This is a genomic window from Plantactinospora sp. CA-294935 (genome assembly GCF_050936445.1).
Taxonomy (GTDB): Bacteria; Actinomycetota; Actinomycetes; order Mycobacteriales; family Micromonosporaceae; genus Plantactinospora.
In genome coordinates, this window is the sequence record NZ_JBNJMU010000001.1 from 5264534 (window position 1) to 5285906 (window position 21373).

Here is a 21373-nt window from a genome sequence, read left to right on the forward strand (position 1 = left end):
CGGAGCCGGATCCCCGCGCGGTTCCACCTGCACTTCACGCCGACGTACTCATCCTGGCTCAACCTCGTCGTGCGACACGATGCCGCTTGAGAGCAGTGGCGCTCACTGAAGGAGGGTCGACTTCAATGTCGATGGTGTAGTGCCCGGTCCAGTGCGCAAGGACCGTCTCCACCTCGGCGTGCGTCGCGGGTAACTGCGGGTGCGGAGCCCGAGGGCGTGCCCAAGGGTCCTCGTTCCATCCGGGGGTCACAGGCTGGAGAAGACCGGACGGGTGAACGCAAGTGAATCCTCGATGACGCCTCGTCATTAGCGCTTCCGCTCGATGGGACGTTTCAGCGGGAGATAGGGGCCGGCCGTTGCAAGGCGGCGGGTGCCGCCCGGAGGGATTTGGCCGAGCGGGAGCGCACCACCGTCCCCGGGGTTCAGAGGGCACCCACCCCGGTCGTATCTGTTACATGCGGAACGTGACAACCCCGATGGGATCCAGGCGGAGAGCTGTTCCGGCTGGTAGGTCACCTGTGACGGTGGGCGATGTCCCAGCGGGCGCAGGACGACCCGAGAAGCGAACGCCGGTGGCCAAAAGGCGATGGGAAACCGGGAACAGGCAGGCTGGCTCCTCCGCCAGCGGTTGCCGGATAACCGGCCGGATAGGGGTTGATGCCCCGGCCTGAAAGGGCGCTGACGCGGGTCGGGTGAACCTGTGACGATCGTGCTGGTCACAGCACCGGAGCCGAAGGGCAAGTTAGATACGATGACGGCTCTTCGAAGTTGAGCGGGGTTTGTGACGGGTGATGGCCCGGATGTGAAGGGCTCGCAGCTCATCAGTGATCATCGGAGTGTCTAAGTCGGATGGTCACAAGTGAAGAGCTGCGAGCATGGTCAACGATACGACCCGGCTGTTGGGCCTTGACGGCCTGGCCGTCGATCGGGTCGAGGTGGATCCTGACGGTCTTCCGGTGGTCGATCTACGCACCGCCGATGAACAGGCACGATGCTGCCCGGACTGCGGTGTGCGGGCACAGCGAGTCAAGGAATGGGCGACGACCAGGCCGCGGGACCTGCCCGTGGCCGGGCGTGCCACCCGGCTGCGGTGGCGCAAACGCCGCTGGCACTGCGACCAGGACGGATGCCCACGCCGGTCGTTCACCGAGCAGGTGCCACAGGTCCCGGCCCGGGCCCGGCTGACGAGGCGGTTACGGCAGGCAGCCGGGGCGGCGGTCGGCGACGCCGGTTGCACCATCGTGCAGGCCGCCCGCGACCACGGCCTGTCGTGGCCGGTCGTCGCGGCCGCGTTCACCAGCCATGCCCGGCAGGTGTTACCGACCGAACCCGACCCGGTCACCGTGCTGGGCATCGATGAGGTCCGTCGCGGCAAGCCCCGCTGGACGGTCGACGAGATCACCGGCTCGTGGACCACGACCGCCGACCGGTGGCACGTCGGATTCGTGCGCCGTGAGGCGCTTGTGCGCCGTGAGGCGCGGATAACCGAGGGAGGTGTGAGACCTCTTCGCGTGGTCGTCGCAGCGGCCGGGTGGGAGTTGGGCGCAGCCTGATCCGGGAGACGCCGGGGAGGTCGGGAGCAGCGCTGACAAAGTTGGGACGGTCCGGGACTGCCAGACGGGTCGGGTCCGGCGAACGAGATCAGACGGCATACGAGAGGAACCAGCGGTGTAAAGCTCCGTAAGCGCGGCACCGACTCAAATCTGGTGGATATGGGTCGGGGTGCAGTGCACGGCCGTCCGGTATGGATGGTCGACTCCGAAGCCGGCTAAGCGCGTCGGTGGGGAGGCCATGGTGAATGTCTGCGGCGTAACCATGGCGATGCTGCCGGGGCAAAGTTGGGTGCCAAGCTGATCGATCGGTTGTTCGTGAACACGGGAACCGTTGCGCGCCGTCCCTGGCGTCCGGACGCCATCCGGGTGCGTGGGATAAGCCCGTCGTCGGCCGATGGAGCGCAACGGGGCGGAGGCCTCGTAGTAGTCCGAGCGTGTTAATGGCACGCACATGCCGAAGGGGGCCAGCAAGTCAGCAGTGTACGTACGGGAATGTCAGGAGATTCGCTGGTGAATACCGACGAGCTGGAGTCGACCCTGATGCGGGCCGAGTTTCGGGTACTGAAGATCCAGACGAAACTGCATCGTTGGGCTCGTGGTGATCCTCACCGACGGTTCGACGATCTGTTCAATCTTGTCGTCGATCCCGGGTTTCTGCTGGTGGCCTGGGATCGGGTGCGGCATAACAAAGGGGCGCGTACCGCCGGAGTGGACGGGGAGACAGCCCGGTACATCGAGGTGGTGCGTGGAGTAGAGGGGTTCCTCACCGAGCTACGCGAGGACCTGAAAGCTCGTGCCTTTCGACCACTGCCGGTGCGGCGGCGGGCGATACCCAAAGCGGGCGGCAAGGTCCGCTACCTGGGTATCGCAACGGTTCGTGACCGGGTTGTCCAGGCATCCCTGAAACTGGTGTTGGAGCCTGTGTTCGAAGCGGACTTCCTCCCGTGCAGCTACGGGTTCCGCCCGAACCGCCGAGCACACGACGCGGTGGCAGAGGTGCATCACTTCACGTCCCGCTCGTATGAGTGGATCGTGGAGGGAGACATCGAAGCCTGCTTCGACGAGATCGCGCATCCAGCCCTGATGGAGCGAGTGCGTAAACGAGTCGGAGACAAACGTGTCCTGGCTCTGGTAAAGGCGTTCCTGAAGGCGGGCATCCTCCTGGAGGACGGCACGTTGTCAGATACCAACGCCGGTACGCCACAAGGATCGATCCTGTCACCGTTGCTCAGCAACGTGGCCCTCTCTGTCCTGGACGAGCACATCGCCCAGGGCCCGGGAGGACCCGCAGCCACCCCATATCAACGGGCCAAGCGTCGCCGTCAAGGTCTACCCAACTACCGCCTTGTGCGGTACGCGGACGACTGGTGCCTGACCGTGTCCGGCACCAAGGAGCACGCCGAAGCGCTGCGGGAGGAGATCGCCGGGGTCTTGTCCACGATGGGCTTGCGCCTGTCACCGGAGAAGACCCTGGTCACTCACATCGACGAGGGCCTCGCTTTCCTCGGCTGGCGCATCCAGCGTCACCGTAAACGAGGCACCGGCAAGAGTTACGTCTACGTCTACCCCGCCAAGAAGTCGGTGGCCGCGGTGATGGCGAAGGTACAGACGATCTGCCGGGTGAACACGAATCTGACGCTCGATGCCCTGCTGCACCCGCTCAACCGGATGTTGCGGGGCTGGGCCGGGTACTTCAAGTACGGATGCTCGAACGCGACCTTCAGCTATCTGCGTTCGTACCTGTGGAAACAGGTCGTCAGGTGGCAGGAGCGCAAGCATCGACGCACCCCCTGGAAGGAACTGCGTCGACGCTACGGCATCTGGCCCGCCGATGGCGACGTGGTGCTGTTCGACCCGGCCAGAGTACGCGCGACGCGCTACTACTACCGGGGAACCCGCATCCCAACACCATGGCCGAGCACATGAGGTAACCCCAGGTCCACCGGGGCTTGTGGAGAGCCCGGTGCGCTTAACGGCGCACGCCGGGTTCGGGAGACGGCATGAGGAAACGGGCCAGCGGCAACGCCGGCACCGCGCCTCATGCCGACCTCACCGTTGTATCCCCCGTGCAGCGGGGAGGAACTGGAGGGAGGTTCCTGGGTCTGCCGGCTTACCTGCAGCGCGAAAGCGCGAGGGGACAAGAGCATGCCGGAAACGCGGCGGTCGTCTGGAGGCGTCCAGGGCGATGCGTCACGGGACCCGCCTGATATGGCCAAGGCTGGATTGCTTGAAGCCCAATCCCCAGCGATGAATGTGCGCATCCATCGGAACGACGCTTGAAACCGATGCCGCGTCGTGCGTCGGCATGAACCCGGAGGTCGATGCAACCTCCTCGGCGCGGGGCACCGTCCAACGAGGGCGGGTGAGGGGATGAGTGGGCGGCCTACGTCGGGCTCGACACGTATGACGAAGACGTACCACGGGATCGCCTACGGGACGCGAGTCCTACGGCGACGGAGTTTGCCGGCCAACGGGCGACGACCGCTGCGACTGGGATCCGGTCGTTGACCAGCAGCCCTAATTAGTAGTTCGTCCAGCAGCACCCCGAGATCGTCTCGGCTACCAAGCTCGTAGTGCTTGTTGACACACCTGTCATCCGCCAAACGCAGCGTTGCCAGCTCTGCCTCCCCGCTGCTCCAGATCATGATCTCGGCGAGCCACTTCGATGATTCGAACTGAGCGCTGACGACCGGCTTGCCATGGTTCGGTTGAATCGGCTGGAAATGCCAGTGCATCTCGAGCCGTTCCCAGGCCTCGGCGCGGGCGTTGACGGCTGCGGACAGCAGCTCCAGCGGAAAGCTCACGCCGGCGACTATGGCACCTGGCTGACGGCCGGCGCCAGGGCATAAGGTGGTACTGGCCCGCTACGCCCGCAACCGCCGCCTCGGCGACGCGGTCCACCAGTGGGCATTCTGCGCAATGCGCGGTAGTCCAGGCGCTCGCGCTTACTACCGGGCACTGCGCCAGCGGGGCATCGGTCACCAGGCCGCTCTACGGCAACTCGGCAACCGCCTGGTCGGCATCCTCCACGGCTGCCTCAAGACCGGCACCAGCTACAACGAGATCACCGCCTGGAGCCATCTACAACGCACAGCTTGACATCAAAGAACCTGGGATGTCTGCCGTGATCCGGGCGCCAACACGCCTCCTCGGCAATGGGTTCTGAGTTGTCACCGGCGTTCAGGCGACAATGAAGCATGGCACCTCGCTTGGAACGTCCATCGGACTGGGCGGACGCCTGCTGCGAAGTCTGTCCAGCCCAACGGCTCGGCCCGGGTGAGTTCGACGTTGCCGAACCACCCTTCCCTGGCCAGGCGTTCGTCGACGGCCTGCGGGTCATCGCCGCTCTCGGCACGCCAATCTGCATACATCCCTGGAGAGTCAACCTGCCGCCCGGGCGCTACGCCTCCCGCGGAGAGCCTCTCCCTTCGCGGCTAGAACGGCGAGCTGATAACTGTCTCATGAGACAGCCGGATTCTGGAGAACACCCGTTCCGGGTGCAACTTCCACCTGGCCGGTACGCGTCGGCCGGTGAGCCGCTGCCGGCAGCACCGGCGTCACCGCCACCACCACCCGAGGCGCTGCGGTTGCCCGACGACGAGGTCGACCTGGAGGGCTGGCTGGTCGCCACCCTACGCACCACTCCGGCCGACCGGACGGCGAGCGCAATCGCCCACGCCGAGCAGGTGGCCTCACGACGCTTTCCGTCGGCAGTCGTGGTCGCGGCGCTGCGCCGGGCGCTGACCGCCGAGAGATAGAGCCTCTGCCTGCCTGTCTAAGCTTGAGTCTCCCCGGTGAACGGCGGCCGTGCCGGAGGGCAGGACGACCTCTGCCCAGCGCACGTATCCAGCAGGTGCCTGCCAGTACACCGCTACCTACGAGGGGTGCCGAGTGAACGTGGGCGGCGGACCGATGTTTGCGGACGGGATCGGGCCGCCGCCAACGGCTGACCGTACAGCACCCCCCGGCGGCAACGGGTCGGGCCTTCGGGCTGCGTACCGAATACGCCGTCAACCATCGGCGGACACCTACTCAGATTCGCGTACCGCCGAAGGGCCTGGGCCAACTCGCGCTGGCCACTGCCCGCCGCTATCGGTGGCTGGCCGCCGAGCCGGACTGGAGCCTGCTGCCCGTCGCTGCACGCCCGCCGGGAGTGCCAGCGGGCGGGGTGGCGCAACCCGCAGGGGCTGGTTGGGCACAGCCTGTGTGGCTGGCCCAACCTCCCGCTCGGCGGGCTACTCCTGCTCTTGCTCCGGCCGTTCCTCGTTGCGGTTTGCGGCCTGCTGCGCTCGGTGCGGGAAACCGGATCGAGCCGTCGCCGAGTTCGGGTTGCGTTGGGCTGCGGCGCGGATCCGGTTGGCCGCCTCGCGGCTCATCGGCGTCTTCTTGGGCATGGTGGTGCGCCTCCTCGGGGCACGGCGCGCGCACGACAGCGAGAGCGGGCTCCGGGCGTGGGCGCAGTTCAAGGGCACGAGCGGGCGGCGTGTCTCGGCGCGGTGACGACGTCGTACGTTCACCGCAAGGCCCTTGAACTTCCCGTCTGGGGAAGTGGCCGCGCCTCGCCCTTCGGGAGGGCTGAGGCGAATCGTCTCCTTGATAGGTCCGCTTCGAGGTGGGCCGGCCGCCGTCGGATTCCACCTTGCCGCCGGGAGTTGCTGGCCAGCGCGCGGACCACCACCCGCGCTGGCTCCCGACACGGCCCGGTTCGTGGACCGCAACCTCGATGCTCACCGGGAACCTCGGGTGCCGTCAAGGCCCCGACCTGGCAAATATCCTGCGGCACCGAGTCAGCGGAGGAGTGGCTCGGGATCCGGCGAGGCGACGCCGACATCGCCCGCGCAGCAAGCGGCGCGTCAGCGGCCCAGCCCAGGTCACGGTGACAGGATGGTCGCGTGACCGACGACGCTGCGGTGGGATCGCCGGAGACAAAGCTGCTGGTCATCCGAGGCAACTCCGGGTCCGGGAAGAGTTCGGTCGCGCGGGAGGTCCGGTACCGGTACGGGCGGGGGATGGCGCTGGTCGAGCTTTCCGACCGCCCTCTTCGTGTACGTGACGTCCAGCCCGAGCCCAGGTATTGATCTCGCCGCGTTCGTAACCTTCCATGATCTCCAGGTACGGGACGTAGGGGATGTGAGAAGGTTTGGACCGCAGACGTGTGGTGGGGCAGATACGGGTCCAGGAGATCCATCTCAGCGGCGGCCGGCGAGCGTGGACCATCTTGTGGCCGGAGGGCGCGGTCCACGACGAGGCCGACCGCTACCTGCGACGCTACGAGGGCGAGCCGGGAACGCAGCGTACGTACGCGTACCTGCTGGTCGATCATCTCCGGTGGCTCGAGCGTGAAGCGCTGCAGCTGAGCACCGTTCGGTTGCGAGATCTCGAGCGGTACATGGGCATCGTTGGTGCCGAGGTCCGGATGCCGCTCGGTGAACCGTGGCGTGTCGGCAAGCGGGCGTACGGCAGAACGACACTCGGGACTGCCGCATCGGTGCTCAAGGGCTTCTACCTCGGCCTGGGCGCGGAGAGCCGCAACGCTGATCTCCAACGCGATCTGAGCCAGGTCCGGCTGCCGTCGAAGGTGGACCGCGATCGAGCGCTGCTGGGCCACGTCACGTCGACGTTGCCGGCTAACCCGCTTGCCCCGCGAAGCAGTGGCCGACGGCATCCGAAGCTGCTCCCTGACGACGGCCGCGGCCGGCTGCTCGGCAAGCTCAGTACCGCCCGAGATCGCATGATCGTCACGTGGCTGTATGACGGCGGATTCCGTATCGGGGAGCTGTGCGGACTCCATCTCGCCGACCTGCACCTGCGGGAGAACGCCGAGTGCGCCCAGGCCCGCACCGCGCACGTCCACATCTGCCACCGGGAGACGAACGCCAACGAGGCCAGGGCGAAGACGAAACACCCCTGGGACCTGGTCAACGGCGTCGTGCATGGCGGTTTGATACGGCGGGTCAGCCCCGCGATGATTCACACCTACTTCGCCTACATGACCAGCGAATATCCCCGCACGGCGGCGACCGGCCACGGGATGCTGCTGGTGCAACTCGGCGGTGACCATTACGGGCAGCCGCTGTCCGCGGCGGGCGCCCGCAGCATGTTCCGGCGCGCGGGTCTGCGCGCCGGGCTCGGTCGCGTTCATCCGCATCAGGCGAGGCACAATTTCGCCACCGCGGTCCTGGACGCATCGGGTGGCAACCTCGTGATCGCCCGCGACGCCGGCGGCTGGGCGTCCAGCGCCACCGTCGACGAGATCTACGGTCACACCGACATCCACGATCCTCAGTTTCAGGCGGCCCTGCGCAAGGTCTGGAGCCAGACGTGACGGCGACCGTTTCCCGCCTCGCGCTGGTTCAAGTCAACGACAGAGAGTTCCGGGACCGGTTGGAGGTCCTGACCGCGCTGATCGAGGGACCGGGATTCGACCCCCTGTTTCGCAGCGACGTCATCCACATCCCGAAGGACCATCCGGCCCTGCACTGGAACTGCCTGATCGACGGTTGTGACGGCTACATCAAGGCCCGGGAGCTCTGCGGCAATCATCTGAAGCAGTGGTACGAACGGGAAGCGTCCGGCATGGATCGGTTGGAGTTCCTGCGCACCGCGCCGCGGGGCGACCCCAGCAGGCGGCTTGCCCCGCCACCGGGTTGTCGTGTCCGGGAGTGCGGTCGGCCGGCCCAGCGCGGCATGTCGGCTGAGCTGTGCACCTTCCACGTGCATCGTTGGCTGGAAGTCAGCGGATCTACACAGGTTTCGGACGCTGCCGTGTTCGACGAGTGGGTAGCAGGGCTGGAACCCTGCGCGTCCTACGGCGACTGTGCTGCGGTTTCGTGCTCGGAGCTGGCTCGTTCGCCGCTATTACTTTGCGAGGACCACGAGAAGCTCTACCGGCGAGCTGGCCGGCCGGGTGGGGCCCGGCTGCCGTCCAACTGGGGTCGCTGGCTCGATCGACGCGGCGAAGTCGTCCCGGTCACCTATGGCGACGAGACGGCATTCTGGCGCTGGTGTCGTCAGGTTCAGCCGGCTCCACGGCCCGGGCAGATCAGCCTCTACGGCATGAAACCCCTGGTCAAGGCTGAGTTGAAGTGGGGCCTGCACGCCTACACCCAGCGCACTGACCACACCCGCTGGTGGATGCACGCGATCCTGCGGGTGGTGGAGGTTTGCCGGGACCTTGGATCACTGGACGAGTTCGACCGGGAGAGCCGGGGAGAGCAAGAGCGGGTGATCGTGACCGAGATGCTCCACGACTTGGAGACCGTCTACGTCACGCCAACGGAGAGCAAGGAAGCCGGCTACATCGACTTTGAGCACTTCGGGCGCCGGGTCACCAAGCTCAACAACCGGTTCGACCTCACCCAGATCCCGCAACGATGGCTTCGTGACCTGCTCTGGGAGCACCTAGCAGACCTCCTGCGCTCCGCGAACTGTCCCCGCGGCCGCGGCGCCTACTTCGCCATCCGCGTCGCGGCGCAGGAGCTGGGATCTTTCCTCGAAGCCCGGGCACCGGCAAGCGGACACGATCCGTCCCTGCTGTCGGTCGAGCATGTCGACCAGTTCGTCGCCGACCAACGCCGTCGAGCACGAGACCGGCTGCCGTCCTTGCGGCCGAGCAACAACGCCAAGACGCCCACCGTCACCGACATAACCTGCAAGAGCACCTTTGATGCTCTGCGGCGAATGATGCGGGCAGCACTGGAAGCGGGCCGCACCGATCAGATCGGCCTGGACCGCAAAGTTGTCTGGGCGTTCCCATTGGCCGGCAAGCGGCCCTTTCGCCCGCGAAGCCCCTACAACGACGACACCGCCCGCGCCCTGGTGGACCAGGCCAACTTGGAACAGCTGGAACAGGCCGACGTCATGGACCGGGGGATACGCGACATCTGGGAGACGATCGTCGCGACCGGCCGGCGAGCCGGCGAAGTGATCGGACTCCGCCTGGACTGCATCGGAATTCACAACGGCGCCCCGCTGCTCTGGCACGACCAGACAAAGGTCGGAAAAATACAACGAGGCCATCCGCATCCCCGACTACACCTTTCAACGGCTGCGGGAGCGGCAACGCAAGACCATCACCCGATTCGAAGACCGGTACGGGCGAACGCCCGCCCTGGAGGAACGCGGCACGATGGCGCTGTTTCCCCGCGGCTACCGGAACCCTCACGGCACCTACGCCGTCAGCAGTGCCTGGTTCAACGTCCGGTTCCGGCGGTGGATCGCCAGCCTCAGCCTCAATCCGGCCGTTCCCCACCAAGCCCGTCACACGCTCGCGACCCGACTACTGGCGGCGGGCGCCAGCCTGCAGCACATCAAGCGCTACCTCGGCCATGTCTCCGAACGGATGAGTGAGCACTACGCCAAGGTCGCGCTCAGCGAGATCGACGACGTCCTGCAGACCGTCTGGGTCGCCGGGCCGGCGGCACCACAACCCGGCGCCCTTGTCTCCGGTGGTGTGACACCGCTGGCCCCCGAGCAGGCCCGAGCCTTGATGATCGATCTTGGGCGGCGCAGCACTCCCACGGACGGGGGTATCTGCACCTACCAGGTCGTCGTTGACGGCGGCGCCTGCCCATGGAAGCTGAACTGCGAGGGCTGCGACAAGTTCGTGATGACCGGCGCTGACCTGCTCTATTGGCGCCGAAAACGAGAACAGTGGTACTCGCTCGCCGAGCGCGCTCCTACCGATGAGATGGCTGACTGGCTGCACCAACAGTTCGAGCCGACCGCCCAGGCCATCGACGGCTTGGAACGAGCACTGGCCGGCCTCAACCTCCTGGAAGACGCGCTCGCGCTCGACCTGCGCCGCCCGCAGGACTACTTCCACCGGCTCTGGGCCGTCGGATTCCGAACCTCTGACCTCGTCGCGGCCGGCTCGAAGGAAGATCTATGACCACGACCACCGCCGGAACTACCGGTAGTTTGTCACCTTTATGGTGGTAGATAGAGGTTGAGGGCGTGGCCGTTTCCGACGGCGTTGAGGAGTTGCTGGAGTTCGCGGGGCGGCGGTTTGCTGGTCCAGGCTGTCCAGCAGCGTTGTAGTAGCAGCCATGGGGTGAGCCAGGCACGGACGGCGCGGAGGGCTTTTGGCCAGCTGGGCTGCTCAGCGGTGGGGCTCGGTTCGGTGCCCCCTCTCTCCGGAGTCGTCGGGGACGGATTCCGGGACAGTGGCGGTGTTGTCGCTTGCGGATGGTTGGTCGAACCAGGTGTCCCAGCAGAACGAGAACGCGCAGTGCACGAGCGTTTGGTGGCGGCGGATCGCGATGGCGGAGCGGACTTGGAAGTCGGCCCAGCCGAGTTCGTCCTTGACGTGCTTGTAGCTTTGCTCGATCCAGTGCCGGATTCCGTAGAGCCGCACGATTTCGGTCAGGTCCGCCGCCTCGTGGGCGGCGTCAGTAGTGTCGTGCGGGCCGCCGGGCCGGGGCAGGTTGGTGGCCAGGTACCAGGTGGCCTTGTCCGGCAAGGTGTTCGGGTCGGTGGTGGCGACCACGAGGCGGGTGTGCCCGTCGGGTTCCCACCAGCCCAGTCGGGCGTCGGTGGCCCACCAGGTCTCGGTGTGCCCGTCACGGAAGGTGCGCGTGACCGGGTGCCAGCCGCCGGGATCGTCCGGGCCGCCCCAGGGCACGGCGCGGGCGGCGTCTTTCGGCGTGTATGCCTCGGCACCGTACTGCCAGGTGCCCCTCGACGGCTTGAGGGCCATGACGAAACCCAGCCCGCTCTGGCGGAGCGCACCACGCAGGTCGTCGTGCTCGCCGTAGAAGCTGTCCGCCACTACTGCCCGGCAGGTCACGCCGGCGGCGAGTGCTTTGGCGATCAGGTCGGCGGCGATGTGCAACTTGGTCCGGAACTCGGGGTCGGCCTGCTTGCGAGGGAAATGGGAGGCCGGGGTGTACGGCTGCGCGTGCAACGGATAGTAGACACGCTCGTCGGCCCACACCGTGGTCACGGTGACGATCCCGTTGTCGGTCTTGCCGTAACGGCCCAGCCACTGCCGCCCGACGTGTGCCGTCGCGGTGCCATCCTTACGGTCGCCGGAATCGTCGATCGCGATCACACCATGGGCGTGCGGCGCGGTGGCCGAAGCATTCACCAGCAACTCCAGCCGCCGCCGGTTGACCTCGTCCGCGTCCCATGTGGACTGCGACAGGAAGTACTGCAACCGTTGCACCGCAGCATGCTGCGCGCCGGCGACCGGCTCTGCCCCGGCAAGACCGGTCAAGGTCTTGTTCCGATCACGGGGTGCGAGCAGCCCGGTCAGATACTCACGAAACCCGCGCCGCTGGGCCAGCCGGGAGAACAATCCATCGAAACAGGCCGCGTAATCCTCCAACGGACCCGCAGCCGGCGGACACACCGCACGAACCACCCAGCACCCCAACGCTCGACAGAACACCTACCGAACGCAACGCCACACACCATAGAAAGGTTACGAAGGCGACAAACTACCGCTACCCGGACGCAGGCGGCCAACCGCGCCCGCCAGCAGAACACCCGCGGAAAGCTGGAAAGGATCGACATGACGCTGCGCACCATGCGCCGCGAGCGGATCCCCATCACCTATCCTGCGGTCGCGGCCCGAGCTGGCGTGTCGCGCACCTTCCTCTACCAGAACGCCGACGCCAAGAACCTCGTGGCCACCGCCATCGAAGCCGCTGGCGATCGGAGACGGCGAGAGCAGGCAACGCACGACGCGAACGTCGAGGCATCCTGGCAACAGCGCGCTCTCAATGCCGAGCACGCTCTCAAGGCTGTCTACGCCGAGATCGACATACAGCGCGAGCGGATCGGCCTTCTGCTGGGTCAGCTCCGCGATCTCCAAGCCGAATACACCGAGGGCACGGCCCAACGCCTGGCCGAGGAGAACACCGAGCTCAAACAGCGTGTCCGCCGGCTCGCCGAGGACAACCGCGTCGTCGAGCAGAAGCTGCAAGCCGCCCGTTCCAACAACCGCTTCCTCGACAAGCGCCTTGCCGACCTCGAAGCCGAGATCCTCGACGCCCAGATGCCCAAGCAGGCAAGGAAGTCAGATCGTCCTACACGGTGACCAACTTTGGCTCAAAGGAGTCAGAGCGCATCCGGCGCATGGGACTTCTCGATCTCGTCCCAGCTGACCTCGTGCATGGTCCCGTCCGGGCCCACCCGGAACATCCGCGGCGGCCCCATATCGCGCGTCGCCTGCTCGTAGGCTGCCTCACGTGCTGCCTGTTCCTGACCTGATGGGTCTCCGACGCGGAAAACGTGCATGTGGACGCTGTCGGCGTCGATGTCGTCCGGCCTAGGTAGCCCTTCGATGATGAAGCCGAACAAGGCGCGCAGGGCCTCCCCGCCCAACTCCAACGGATGGAACGGCAGCGGGTAAGGATCTTCGTCTTCCCACCCCGGATCCGGTTCAACCGGATGTAGGCCGTCCCAATACGGGCGCTCGAAGTCGTACGGCTCGCCGATGTTCTCCTCAATGCCGCCGTCCGGCGACAGACTCAAGGAGCGAACCAGCTTCCCGTCCTCCCAGACCGCGAAGCAGAGCCAGTCCACGACCGAGTGCATGCCGTGCATGATGATCCGCCTGCCGGCACCGGCTCGGAGCAGGTGCTCAGGCAGTTCCGAGGGACGGTCGAGGACCAGCCTGCGGTCGCACAGGAGCTCAGCTCCGGGCAGCACCGTGACATGGGTGATGTCATCGGGCGGGTAGGTCACGTCGAGGGTGCTATCGCCAACCAACGTCACGTCGTACCCGGGAAGGATCTCCCGGACAAGGGCTTCAGCCTCTGCTGAGTCGGACGGGGTCGCACCCAGCAACGCCCGCCGCAAATCGCCGTCAGTGAAAGCCAACAGCGCCGTCTTCGCGCCCATGACACCTCCCTTGCCCCGCGGCGTCCTCGCACCATACCTGGCGATGATCATGGGCGAGTGCTCGGCGGCGCGTTGACCAGGTCGAAGGATGAGGCGACCTCGGTGATGCTGTGAAAGACGTTGCGGCGTCGAGTTCTCTGCTTCATGATCGGGTCATGTCATACGGGAAGGGCGTCCTGCGCCCCATGCGGTGAGTGCCCCGATGCCGGCGAATCGGCTGGCTGAGTGGTATTGGCTGGAGACGGCACTTGTCTCGGGTGATATCGGTGTCGGCGGGCACGATGCTCGGTCACGGATTTTCGCGGCTGTCAGCGCCGATCGTGGTGGCCGGACCGCCCTGCAGCTCTTGGCATTTACGAATGATCCGCGTAGTACGGCTCGGCGGGCGGCATTCGACCTCTTAAGCGACCTGTGCGCCCCGGATGTCGTATGGGCGGAGGCGGCCGAGGCTGCCGAGCGTGCTCTGGGTGACGTGGACGAGGTAGTACGGCGGGCTGCGGCATGGTCACTGGTGGCTGCCAGTGGGAGCGATCGGGTCGTGGCCGCGTTGGATGCTGCGGTCGATCCGGCCGTTCGAGTAGCGCTGGCCGAAGCGATGGCCTTGGCAGCAAGGTCGCGCCGTGATGGCCGGGCGTGGTCGCAGGCCGTGGTGAGGTTGCGGTTCGATGAGGTGCCCGCGGTGCGGCTGCTGGCCAACCTGGAAGCACTTCGCGCGGCCGACGCGGCGGCCTGGCCTGAGCTGGATGCCGTCATCTATGCCGATCTGAAGGCTTCTGAGGGTGTGCTCGGCGCGCTGGGAAGCCGAACGTCGTTGACCGGCGGCGAACGTTGGGCCTTGGTGCTGGCGCGCCTGGACCGAGAGGAAGACTGCTATGCGTGGGCCGAGCGGTTGGCCGGGTCGGCCGAGGATGCGCCGGTCAAACTGGCCGGTGTCGCGCTCGCTCTCGAAGCGATACGGACGTGGCGTGCCGGGCCCGCTCGGCTAGCAACGATGCTGGCGGGCCTGCTGACCAAAGAGCCGTCTGCGGTGCGGTCGGCCGCGGTGCGGACGGTGGCCGCGTCGTTGACCGCCACCCGGCTGTCCGCCGATCACCTAGCAGTGATCATGACTGATCCACAGCTGGGCGCGGTGGCCGCCACGGCGTTGGGCTGCATCGGCGACCGCCGGGCGGCTCCGCAACTGGCGCGGCTGATGTACGCCGACGATCCCGAGCCGCGCCTTGCCGAGGCACTTGCTGCCGTCGCGCGGGCGGGAGCGGCTCCGGTGGTGCCAGTGGCCGCCGCCCGGCAGGTGCTGGCCACGCACCGGGATCCGTGTCGGCCGAGCCAGCGGTGGCGGTATTGCCCGGCGGACATGGCGATGCATGCCCTGGCCGCGTTCGGTCCGGCCGCCGCCGACGCGGTCCCCGAACTCATCGCTCGTATCCTGGCAGCGGTGGAACGTGATGTTCCTGTCGAGCCGGTTCTCGAAATTCACGTTCTGGAACGGATCGGCCCCGCCGCCGCGGCAGCGATACCAGTGCTGCAGCAGTATGCGAACGGCCGCGGGCGTAGCGCGGACCTTGCGACACGGGCACTCCTGATGATCACGTCCGATCGGGCAGTGGCGGACCGGTATCTCGCCGAGCGCCCTGAGCAACTGCGCCGCTGCCGGATCGCACCGATGCTGCTGACCTGGCTTGTCGACCACGGCGGTCTCACCGACCGCCAGCGCAAGCAACTGCGGCACCTGTTCGGCTATCCCGGTGCGATGCAGGTGCGTTCGGCCGGGGTGCTGTGGCGTTCCGAAGGGCCGCCCGTCGCCGACGAACTGCTCGAACAGCTGCCGCAGTATCTAGATGACGATGTCTTCGGGCCGGAGGCGCTGCGGGTACTCGCCGCGATGGGGCCATACGCTCGCCCCGTACTCGACCACCTCGATCAACTCACGTCGGCCCACCGGCGGGTAGCGGTATACCTCGGTAACCCCGACGCCGAGATGCGCGCCGACGAACAGCTCTTGGCCGCAACGGAAGATGCCCACGAGCGGATCGCCGAAAGGTCACCTTGATCACCACGACAACAAGAGGCCCGTTCCGGAACGGCAGCCCGCCTTGGCTTGGAGGACCACCGCGATGACATCAACCAGAGCCGATCGTGATCAGCAGTCCCTTCGGCGCCGCTTGCAAGTACTTCGGCTGCCCGTCGTGCCGCTGCGCCGTGTCGGCTATCTGACCCCGTCACAGACTGATCCGGAGTGGCAGCGGACACCACAGGCAGTGGGCGTTGGCCCGGATCAGGAGGTCCTGGCCGTCTGGAACCATCGCGACCAGCCACAGCGCAGACTCGTGACCACTCACGACGGCAGCCGTCAGCCGGTCGCCTCAGTAATCCTCGACGGGTGCCTGCAACCGCACTTTGTCCAGCCCTTGCCCGACGGCCGGATCCTGCTGGTCCGAGCCCGAAACGGGCAGGGGGCCAATGCCGAGATCTGGAGTTCGGACGGGCAACACCACCACGGCGACCTTGGCGACGCCATCGAGGACGTGCTCACCACCCCTACCGGCGAGATCTGGGTCAGCTACTTCGACGAGGCGATGAGCGGAAGCGGTCCGCAGACCCATGGGCTCGCCCGTTTCGCCAACGACCTGCAACCGGCGTGGCTCTACCCGCGTGAATCTGCATCGGTTTCTGACATCTTCGACTGCTACGCGCTGAACGTTGCCAACGAAACAGCCTGGACCTGTGCCTACACCCATTTCCACTTGGTATCGGCGTGCGGCGATCGCGCGATCGACCACGGTGAGGCACCGTACCGAAGCGCCCACCGCCTTCTCGTCGGTGACCGCACCGGGGCACTCATCAGCGGCCCCGGACCCGAATACGACCTGGTCAGCGGCTTTCAGATCAACCCAGAGGGTCTGGTCGCCACCGATTCACCACGGCGGCTCGTACTCCCGGACGGGATGGAACTACGTGACGCCAGATCAACCTGCCGAGGACCGGACCTGCACGTCTTCATCCGCACCGCTTGGTACCGCACTGACCTCGACCTCCTTCGAGTGACGGGTTAGAGCGGCCTGCAGCAGCCGACCAAATGCGCTCTGTCGAATCCGGATCTCTCCAGGGGGTAACGCGCCCTCGCCGTCCGTTGACAGCCAGCTCTCATCGCGCCCAACGTTACGAACATGTGCGTGACGTATTTGGCCAGTTCAGAGCCGTCAATCGCACCTCGGGCGTTCGGTAAGCTGGAGCAGGACTACCTGCGCCGCATCGTCCTTCGGGAACGCGACGTCGACGGCGGCCTCGCCCCCGAGCTGATCTCCCAGACCGTGCGGCTCGCGCTGCGGCACGGCTACCACGTGGTCCTCGAAGGGATCCTCATCTCCCACCGATACGGGCCGATGATCTCGGCGTTGCGCCGGGACCATCGCGGTGACACGTACCTGTTCTACCTGGACGTGTCCCTAGAGGAGACGCTGCGCCGGCACACGCTCCGGCCGCAGGCGGCCGAGTTCACCGCCGAGGACATGCGCGGCTGGTACCGGCCCCGCGACCTCCTCGGCCTGCCCGACGAGATGGTAATCCCCGAGTCCTCCTCCCTGGAGGAGACCGTGGTGTTCATCCAGCACACCGCTGGCCTCGCCGTCCCCAGCCCAGTCGCCGGGTGAACCGGCCCGGTGTGAGGCACACCGAGCCACGCCCGGCCCCAGCCGTTCGCGCGCCAAGATCGGTCGCCGCCGTTACCCCGCTGATCCCTCTCTCCGGCCGGGCGGGGACTCGGTATCGAGTTATCGCTGGCCGAGGATCATTCCGGCCGCGAGGACGAGGGCGGTCACGCCGAACGCGGGCGGGCGGCCGTCGGATGTGGTGAACCGGAAGTACAGCAGTGGCAGCAGATGGGCAGCCAGCCGCTCCCGGTCCACGGGCAGCCTGGCGAACCGGTTCAGCAGCCACGGTGTGCTCAACACCCGCCGTGCGACCGGGTGTTCGACGGCCGAGGTGAGGTGCAGGCAGTGGCGTCTGGTCGTCGCCTGGGCGGTGAGCAGACCGGTGTGCTTGAAGCACGAGGTGATCAGCTTCGCCAGGAGGTACTCCAGGTCGTGCAGTCCGGCGTACTCGCAGTCGAGCAGCCACCACCGCTGCCCCTCCCGGGCGACGAGGATGTTGTTGAGGTGCGGGTCGCCGCTGGCGTGGACGACCCACGCCGGCGGCTGTGCGAGCCGGCGCCGGGTGAGGTCGATGAGATCGGCGAGGGTGAAGTCGAGTGGGTCGCCGTCGAGCGTGAGCCGAAGCCGGGCCCACGGGCGGAGTCGGGTGGCCAGTTCGGCGGCCCAGGCGGTGAGGACGTCCGGGGTCTCCTCGGTGTGATCCGGTGGCCCGTCGAGGTGACTGGCGGGTAGGAGGGTGGCCTGCGCGGCGGTGGCCAGGCGGGCGGCGACGGCGTCGAGGACGCGCTCGAACCGGTCCGGGTCGGTGCCGGCCAAACGGGCGAGGGGGATGCCGTCGAGGTGCTCCATGACCAGGGCGGCCTGTCCCCGCTGGTAGTGCAGCGTCGCGGCCGGGACCGGGTAGTAGCGGGCGAGCGCCTGCAGGCCGGAGAACTCGCGCTCGACGCTCGCTCGGTCCCGGCCGAGCTTCACGACTCTCGCCGGCCGGCCGTGACCCTCGCGGACGGCGAACACCGGGCTGGTGCTGGGGCGAAGCTGCTCGACCCGGCCGTCCGGCGAGCGGTAGAGCGGCGCGGGCCGGTGGTAGTCGGGCTCGACCAGGTAATCGGCGGTGACGGCGGCACGGATGTGGGTGAGCGCGGCGCCGGCCGCGCTCGTCAGCGGCAGCGGGCTGGGCCGTGCGGCCAGCAACGCCAGGTCGACCCGGCCGGCGGTGAGGATGCTCCAGCGGCCGTGATCGTCCTGCCCCGCGTAGAGCAGGTCAGCGATGTCCGGCCCGGTGGACAGCCACACCGGGTACCAGACACGGCGGGAGTCCGGACCGTCGAGCCGGCGGTGCAGGATCGGACCGAGCTTGCGCCAGGCGACGCCGTCGCAAGAGACCGCCGCCGCGATGCCGCGCGAGTCGGCGGCGCCGTAGGCCATGACCAGGGTGCCGTCGGCGGCCTCGACAACGGCTGGGCAGTCGACGGCGTCGGCGTCCGCGCTGCCCGGTTCTCCGCGATCCACGGCCATCCCACCGTGCTGCCACGCCCGTCCGTCGACGGAGCGGGCGACGTGCACACCTCGCCCTCGCCTGTCGTGGCCGGCGTACCACATCCACCACTCGTTGCCCCGCCGCAGCACCGACGCCAAGAGCACCCGGTCGCTCCCGCCTGCCGGGGTAAGACCGGCAACCGCGGTGGGCAGGGACCACGCGGCGGCGTCGGCACTGACCGTGTGATAGATCCACCAGCGCCCGTCAGCGGTGACCGCGCTGAACCACAAGTGCAAGTCCTCGCCCTCGCTGGCGAGGCTCGGGCCGAGCACCTTATCCACACCAGGCGGCGCCGGTACCCGCACACCGCTGTCGATGACGCTGGCCGTGGCGGTCGTCAAGGTCATGATCCGTAGCTCGGTTCGGCCGTCCCCGCGACCGGGACAACTACCCTCGTACGGCGCGTCAACGGCGTCACCGGTGACCGCCAGCAGGATGCGACCACGATGGCGGGCCGCGCCTGCCGTGACCGGGCTCGGACCCGCGGCGGCAACTGCTCGCCGCTGGCGGCCCACGATGTCCAGGTGCGGCCCTACGGTTACCTGGACCGACAGCTGCCGGTCAGCTACCCCGCCTGCCGCCCCTGGCAGCGACTGCGCCCAACGCCGACCGCCGAGCCGTTCGACAACCATCCCAGACACCCTCCGACCGGACTCTTCAGTCGGGAGCCAGAAGCCCTCTCCAGTGCAGTCGCTGGACCGGTTGTCGAACAGGTCCGACAACGGATTCCGACACCGGGGTGATGCCGATCTCGACAGGATCTTCAGGTGCGACGGGCCTGAAAGGGGCGAGCCCGATCGCCGTGAATCCGCCCTGCGGCCTGGCAGAGCTGCATAAGGTGAGGGCGACCCCCCGGGCGCTACGACGCCGTTGGGGGATCATGCTGCGTCCGCCGATCGAGCCGATGCGAGCACGGCCGACACCCCACCTGCCGGACCTGAACCGGACCGGCATCGCCGTCGAGCCGAAGTGGGACGGGTGGCGCGCGGTAGCGTTCGTCGAGGCAGAGGGCGTCTTCCTGCAGTCCCGCGCCGGCCGCCCGCTCCACCGCTACTTCCCAGACGTCTGCCGGCACCTGGCCCTCACCCTGCCGCCGGGGACAGTTGTCGACGGCGAGCTGGTGGCCTGGGAGACCAGCCGAGCGCGTACCTCGTTCGGACTGTTGCAACGGCGTGTCACCGCCGGACGCCGCCTTCTCGACGAGATCCGGCAGCACCCCGCCCACCTGGTCGTCTTCGACCTGCTGCAAGACGCCGGAATGGAGGTGCTCCGTCTGCCGCTGGTGCAGCGGCGGGTCCGCTTGGCGCGTCTGCTCACCAATGCGCCGCCGGAGCTGCCGCTCTGCCCGCTGACCATCGACCGGGACCATGCGCTGGCCTGGTACGACCACGGCGAGGACGTCGGTATCGAAGGGCTCGTCGTCAAGGCCCTAGCCGGCGCCTACCGGCTGGGTCGCGCCGACTGGCTCAAGGTCAGAAACGAGATGAATTGCATGTGATGCAACATTCTGCGTTTGGCGCGACGGTCGTTTGTGCTGGTCAACCATTCGGTCGGGACTCCTCGGTCGGCTGGCTTGCCTACGCCGGCCAGCGGTCCGAGGTAGACGCATCAATGTTGCGGCTGATACAACAGGGCTGTGATCATCGAGGCACCCGCGTCGGCGAGCCTCGTGCTGGCGCCGAATGTGGTTCATCTGGATCCGGCGCCAGCGGTGTTCACCGCGATGAAGGATGGGTGGGCGCGGCAGCAGTCGGCTCGGTTTCTGCGTGAGGAGACGATCGGGTCGCGACTGCGGCTGATGGACCGGGTCGCGGGGTTCACCGGGTTGTATCCGTGGCAGTGGACGCCGGCTGAGGGCGAGGCGTTCATAGCTGCTTTGCGTAGTGGCGCCACGCCGATCCAGCTGTCCACGGCACGGACCTACGAGGTGACGATCTCGCTGTTCGTGGAGTATCTGCGCGATCCGCGGTATGGCTGGGCGCAGGTGTGCCTGGACCGGTTCGGCGAGGCGCCTCAGGTCGTGTTCCACGAGGGCAACTCGGTGATCCACACCGCGGACTACGAGGGTGATCCACGTCGGCGGCCATTGACCTACGACGAGGTGCAGGCGCTGTTCGACGCGGCTGATGCGCGGCCGAAGCGGGTCCGAGGCCAGGGGCGTAAGGGCACGTTGACGGCCCTGCACGACGCCGCGACCCTGAAGACGATCTACGCCTACGGCACCCGGCGCACCGAGTCGTCGAAGCTGGACCTGGTGGACCTGCGCCGCAACCGCAAGGCGCCGCAGTTCGGGCGGTACGGAATGATGACCGTTCGGTACGGCAAGTCGGCTGGTGGGGCGCCGCCAAGACGGCGGACGGTACTGACGATCCCGGAGATGGACTGGATCGTCGATGTGCTGGGCGAATGGGTCGGTGAGATTCGGCCGCACTTCTCGCCGGGCAGTCACCCGGCTTTGTGGGTGACCGAACGGGTCGGCCGGCTGTCGCCTCGGTCCATCAACGAGGCGTTCTTCGTGGCCCGGCAGGATGCCGGTCTGGACGAACATCTTGACCTGCACTGTTTGCGCCACAGCTACGTCACGCACCTGACTGAGTTCGGCTACCCGGCCCGGTTTGTGCAGGAGCAGGTTGGTCACTCTCATGCCGCTACGACGGCGATCTATATGGGTGTGTCGGATGAGTACCGCAACACGCTGTTGGAAGGCTCGCTGAAGCGGCGCCTGGGCGACGACTGGGACCTCGGTTGATTAAAAAGATAGGTTACGAGTGGCGGCTGCGTCAGGT

General features: G+C 67.3%; 15 protein-coding genes and 3 pseudogenes. 13 read left to right on the forward strand and 5 right to left on the reverse strand.

Annotated elements, in window-relative coordinates; all coding sequences use genetic code 11:
• Positions 1–875 precede the first annotated feature (875 nt).
• Positions 876–1445: pseudogene (locus ACQEVC_RS23580) on the forward strand (transposase family protein); the annotation flags it as partial.
• Positions 1446–2063: 618 nt separating this feature from the next.
• Positions 2064–3479 (forward strand): group II intron reverse transcriptase/maturase, encoded by a 1416-nt coding sequence (ltrA, locus tag ACQEVC_RS23585; RefSeq protein WP_432881168.1) that lies wholly within the window; start codon positions 2064–2066, stop codon positions 3477–3479.
• Between the two features lie 503 nt (positions 3480–3982).
• Here the strand turns inward: ltrA and ACQEVC_RS23590 are convergent.
• Positions 3983–4357: a hypothetical protein gene (locus ACQEVC_RS23590; RefSeq protein WP_432881171.1), complete on the reverse strand. Its 375-nt coding sequence runs from the start codon at positions 4355–4357 to the stop codon at positions 3983–3985.
• Positions 4358–4400: 43 nt separating this feature from the next.
• On the opposite strand from ACQEVC_RS23590, the pseudogene ACQEVC_RS23595 reads away from it, so the two are divergent.
• Together ACQEVC_RS23595 and ACQEVC_RS23600 are read left to right on the forward strand one after the other, a co-directional pair.
• A pseudogene (locus ACQEVC_RS23595) lies at positions 4401–4652 on the forward strand (IS110 family transposase); the annotation flags it as partial.
• A 398-nt stretch (positions 4653–5050) separates the two neighbouring features.
• The gene (locus tag ACQEVC_RS23600) at positions 5051–5311 is read left to right on the forward strand and encodes a hypothetical protein (RefSeq protein WP_432881173.1); all 261 of its coding nucleotides are present in this window, start codon (positions 5051–5053) and stop codon (positions 5309–5311) included.
• A gap of 477 nt (positions 5312–5788) precedes the next feature.
• Here the strand turns inward: ACQEVC_RS23600 and ACQEVC_RS23605 are convergent, their stop codons facing one another.
• Positions 5789–5947 carry a hypothetical protein gene (locus tag ACQEVC_RS23605; RefSeq protein ID WP_432881176.1) on the reverse strand — a complete coding sequence of 53 codons (159 nt, stop codon included), beginning with the start codon at positions 5945–5947 and terminating at the stop codon, positions 5789–5791.
• Between the two features lie 746 nt (positions 5948–6693).
• Between ACQEVC_RS23605 and ACQEVC_RS23610 the strand changes: the two genes are divergently transcribed.
• From ACQEVC_RS23610 to ACQEVC_RS23620, 3 genes and pseudogenes are all read left to right on the forward strand, one after another.
• Positions 6694–7878 (forward strand): tyrosine-type recombinase/integrase, encoded by a 1185-nt coding sequence (locus ACQEVC_RS23610; protein ID WP_432881178.1) that lies wholly within the window; start codon positions 6694–6696, stop codon positions 7876–7878.
• Positions 7879–9681: 1803 nt separating this feature from the next.
• A pseudogene (locus tag ACQEVC_RS23615) lies at positions 9682–9861 on the forward strand (tyrosine-type recombinase/integrase); the annotation flags it as partial.
• A gap of 33 nt (positions 9862–9894) precedes the next feature.
• Positions 9895–10443: a hypothetical protein gene (locus tag ACQEVC_RS23620; protein WP_432892113.1), complete on the forward strand. Its 549-nt coding sequence runs from the start codon at positions 9895–9897 to the stop codon at positions 10441–10443.
• Positions 10444–10653: 210 nt separating this feature from the next.
• Here the strand turns inward: ACQEVC_RS23620 and ACQEVC_RS23625 are convergent, their stop codons facing one another.
• Positions 10654–11943, reverse strand: a complete 1290-nt coding sequence (locus ACQEVC_RS23625; RefSeq protein ID WP_432881180.1) for an IS701 family transposase — start codon at positions 11941–11943, stop codon at positions 10654–10656.
• 24 nt (positions 11944–11967) lie between these two features.
• Between ACQEVC_RS23625 and ACQEVC_RS23630 the strand changes: the two genes are divergently transcribed.
• Positions 11968–12594, forward strand: coding sequence for a DUF6262 family protein (locus tag ACQEVC_RS23630; protein ID WP_432891659.1), 627 nt, complete (start codon positions 11968–11970; stop codon positions 12592–12594).
• A gap of 20 nt (positions 12595–12614) precedes the next feature.
• Here ACQEVC_RS23630 and ACQEVC_RS23635 read toward each other — a convergent pair whose 3' ends face one another.
• Complete coding sequence (locus tag ACQEVC_RS23635; protein ID WP_432881182.1) at positions 12615–13400, reverse strand: DUF6928 family protein; 786 nt, start codon at positions 13398–13400, stop codon at positions 12615–12617.
• A 202-nt stretch (positions 13401–13602) separates the two neighbouring features.
• Between ACQEVC_RS23635 and ACQEVC_RS23640 the strand changes: the two genes are divergently transcribed.
• The 3 genes from ACQEVC_RS23640 (at position 13603) to ACQEVC_RS23650 (ending at position 17050) form a co-directional block, all read left to right on the forward strand.
• Complete coding sequence (locus ACQEVC_RS23640; protein WP_432881185.1) at positions 13603–15450, forward strand: hypothetical protein; 1848 nt, start codon at positions 13603–13605, stop codon at positions 15448–15450.
• 64 nt (positions 15451–15514) lie between these two features.
• On the forward strand, positions 15515–16453 hold the full coding sequence (locus ACQEVC_RS23645) for a hypothetical protein (protein ID WP_432881188.1): 939 nt from the start codon (positions 15515–15517) through the stop codon (positions 16451–16453).
• A gap of 120 nt (positions 16454–16573) precedes the next feature.
• The gene (locus ACQEVC_RS23650) at positions 16574–17050 is read left to right on the forward strand and encodes a kinase (protein WP_432881191.1); all 477 of its coding nucleotides are present in this window, start codon (positions 16574–16576) and stop codon (positions 17048–17050) included.
• A 120-nt stretch (positions 17051–17170) separates the two neighbouring features.
• Here ACQEVC_RS23650 and ACQEVC_RS23655 read toward each other — a convergent pair whose 3' ends face one another.
• Positions 17171–18934: a hypothetical protein gene (locus tag ACQEVC_RS23655; protein WP_432881194.1), complete on the reverse strand. Its 1764-nt coding sequence runs from the start codon at positions 18932–18934 to the stop codon at positions 17171–17173.
• 491 nt (positions 18935–19425) lie between these two features.
• Here ACQEVC_RS23655 and ACQEVC_RS23660 point away from each other — a divergent pair, with 491 nt between their 5' ends.
• Both ACQEVC_RS23660 and ACQEVC_RS23665 read left to right on the forward strand, forming a co-directional pair.
• Positions 19426–20085, forward strand: a complete 660-nt coding sequence (locus ACQEVC_RS23660) for a hypothetical protein (protein WP_432881196.1) — start codon at positions 19426–19428, stop codon at positions 20083–20085.
• Between the two features lie 138 nt (positions 20086–20223).
• Positions 20224–21336 (forward strand): tyrosine-type recombinase/integrase, encoded by a 1113-nt coding sequence (locus ACQEVC_RS23665; protein WP_432881199.1) that lies wholly within the window; start codon positions 20224–20226, stop codon positions 21334–21336.
• Positions 21337–21373 lie beyond the last annotated feature (37 nt).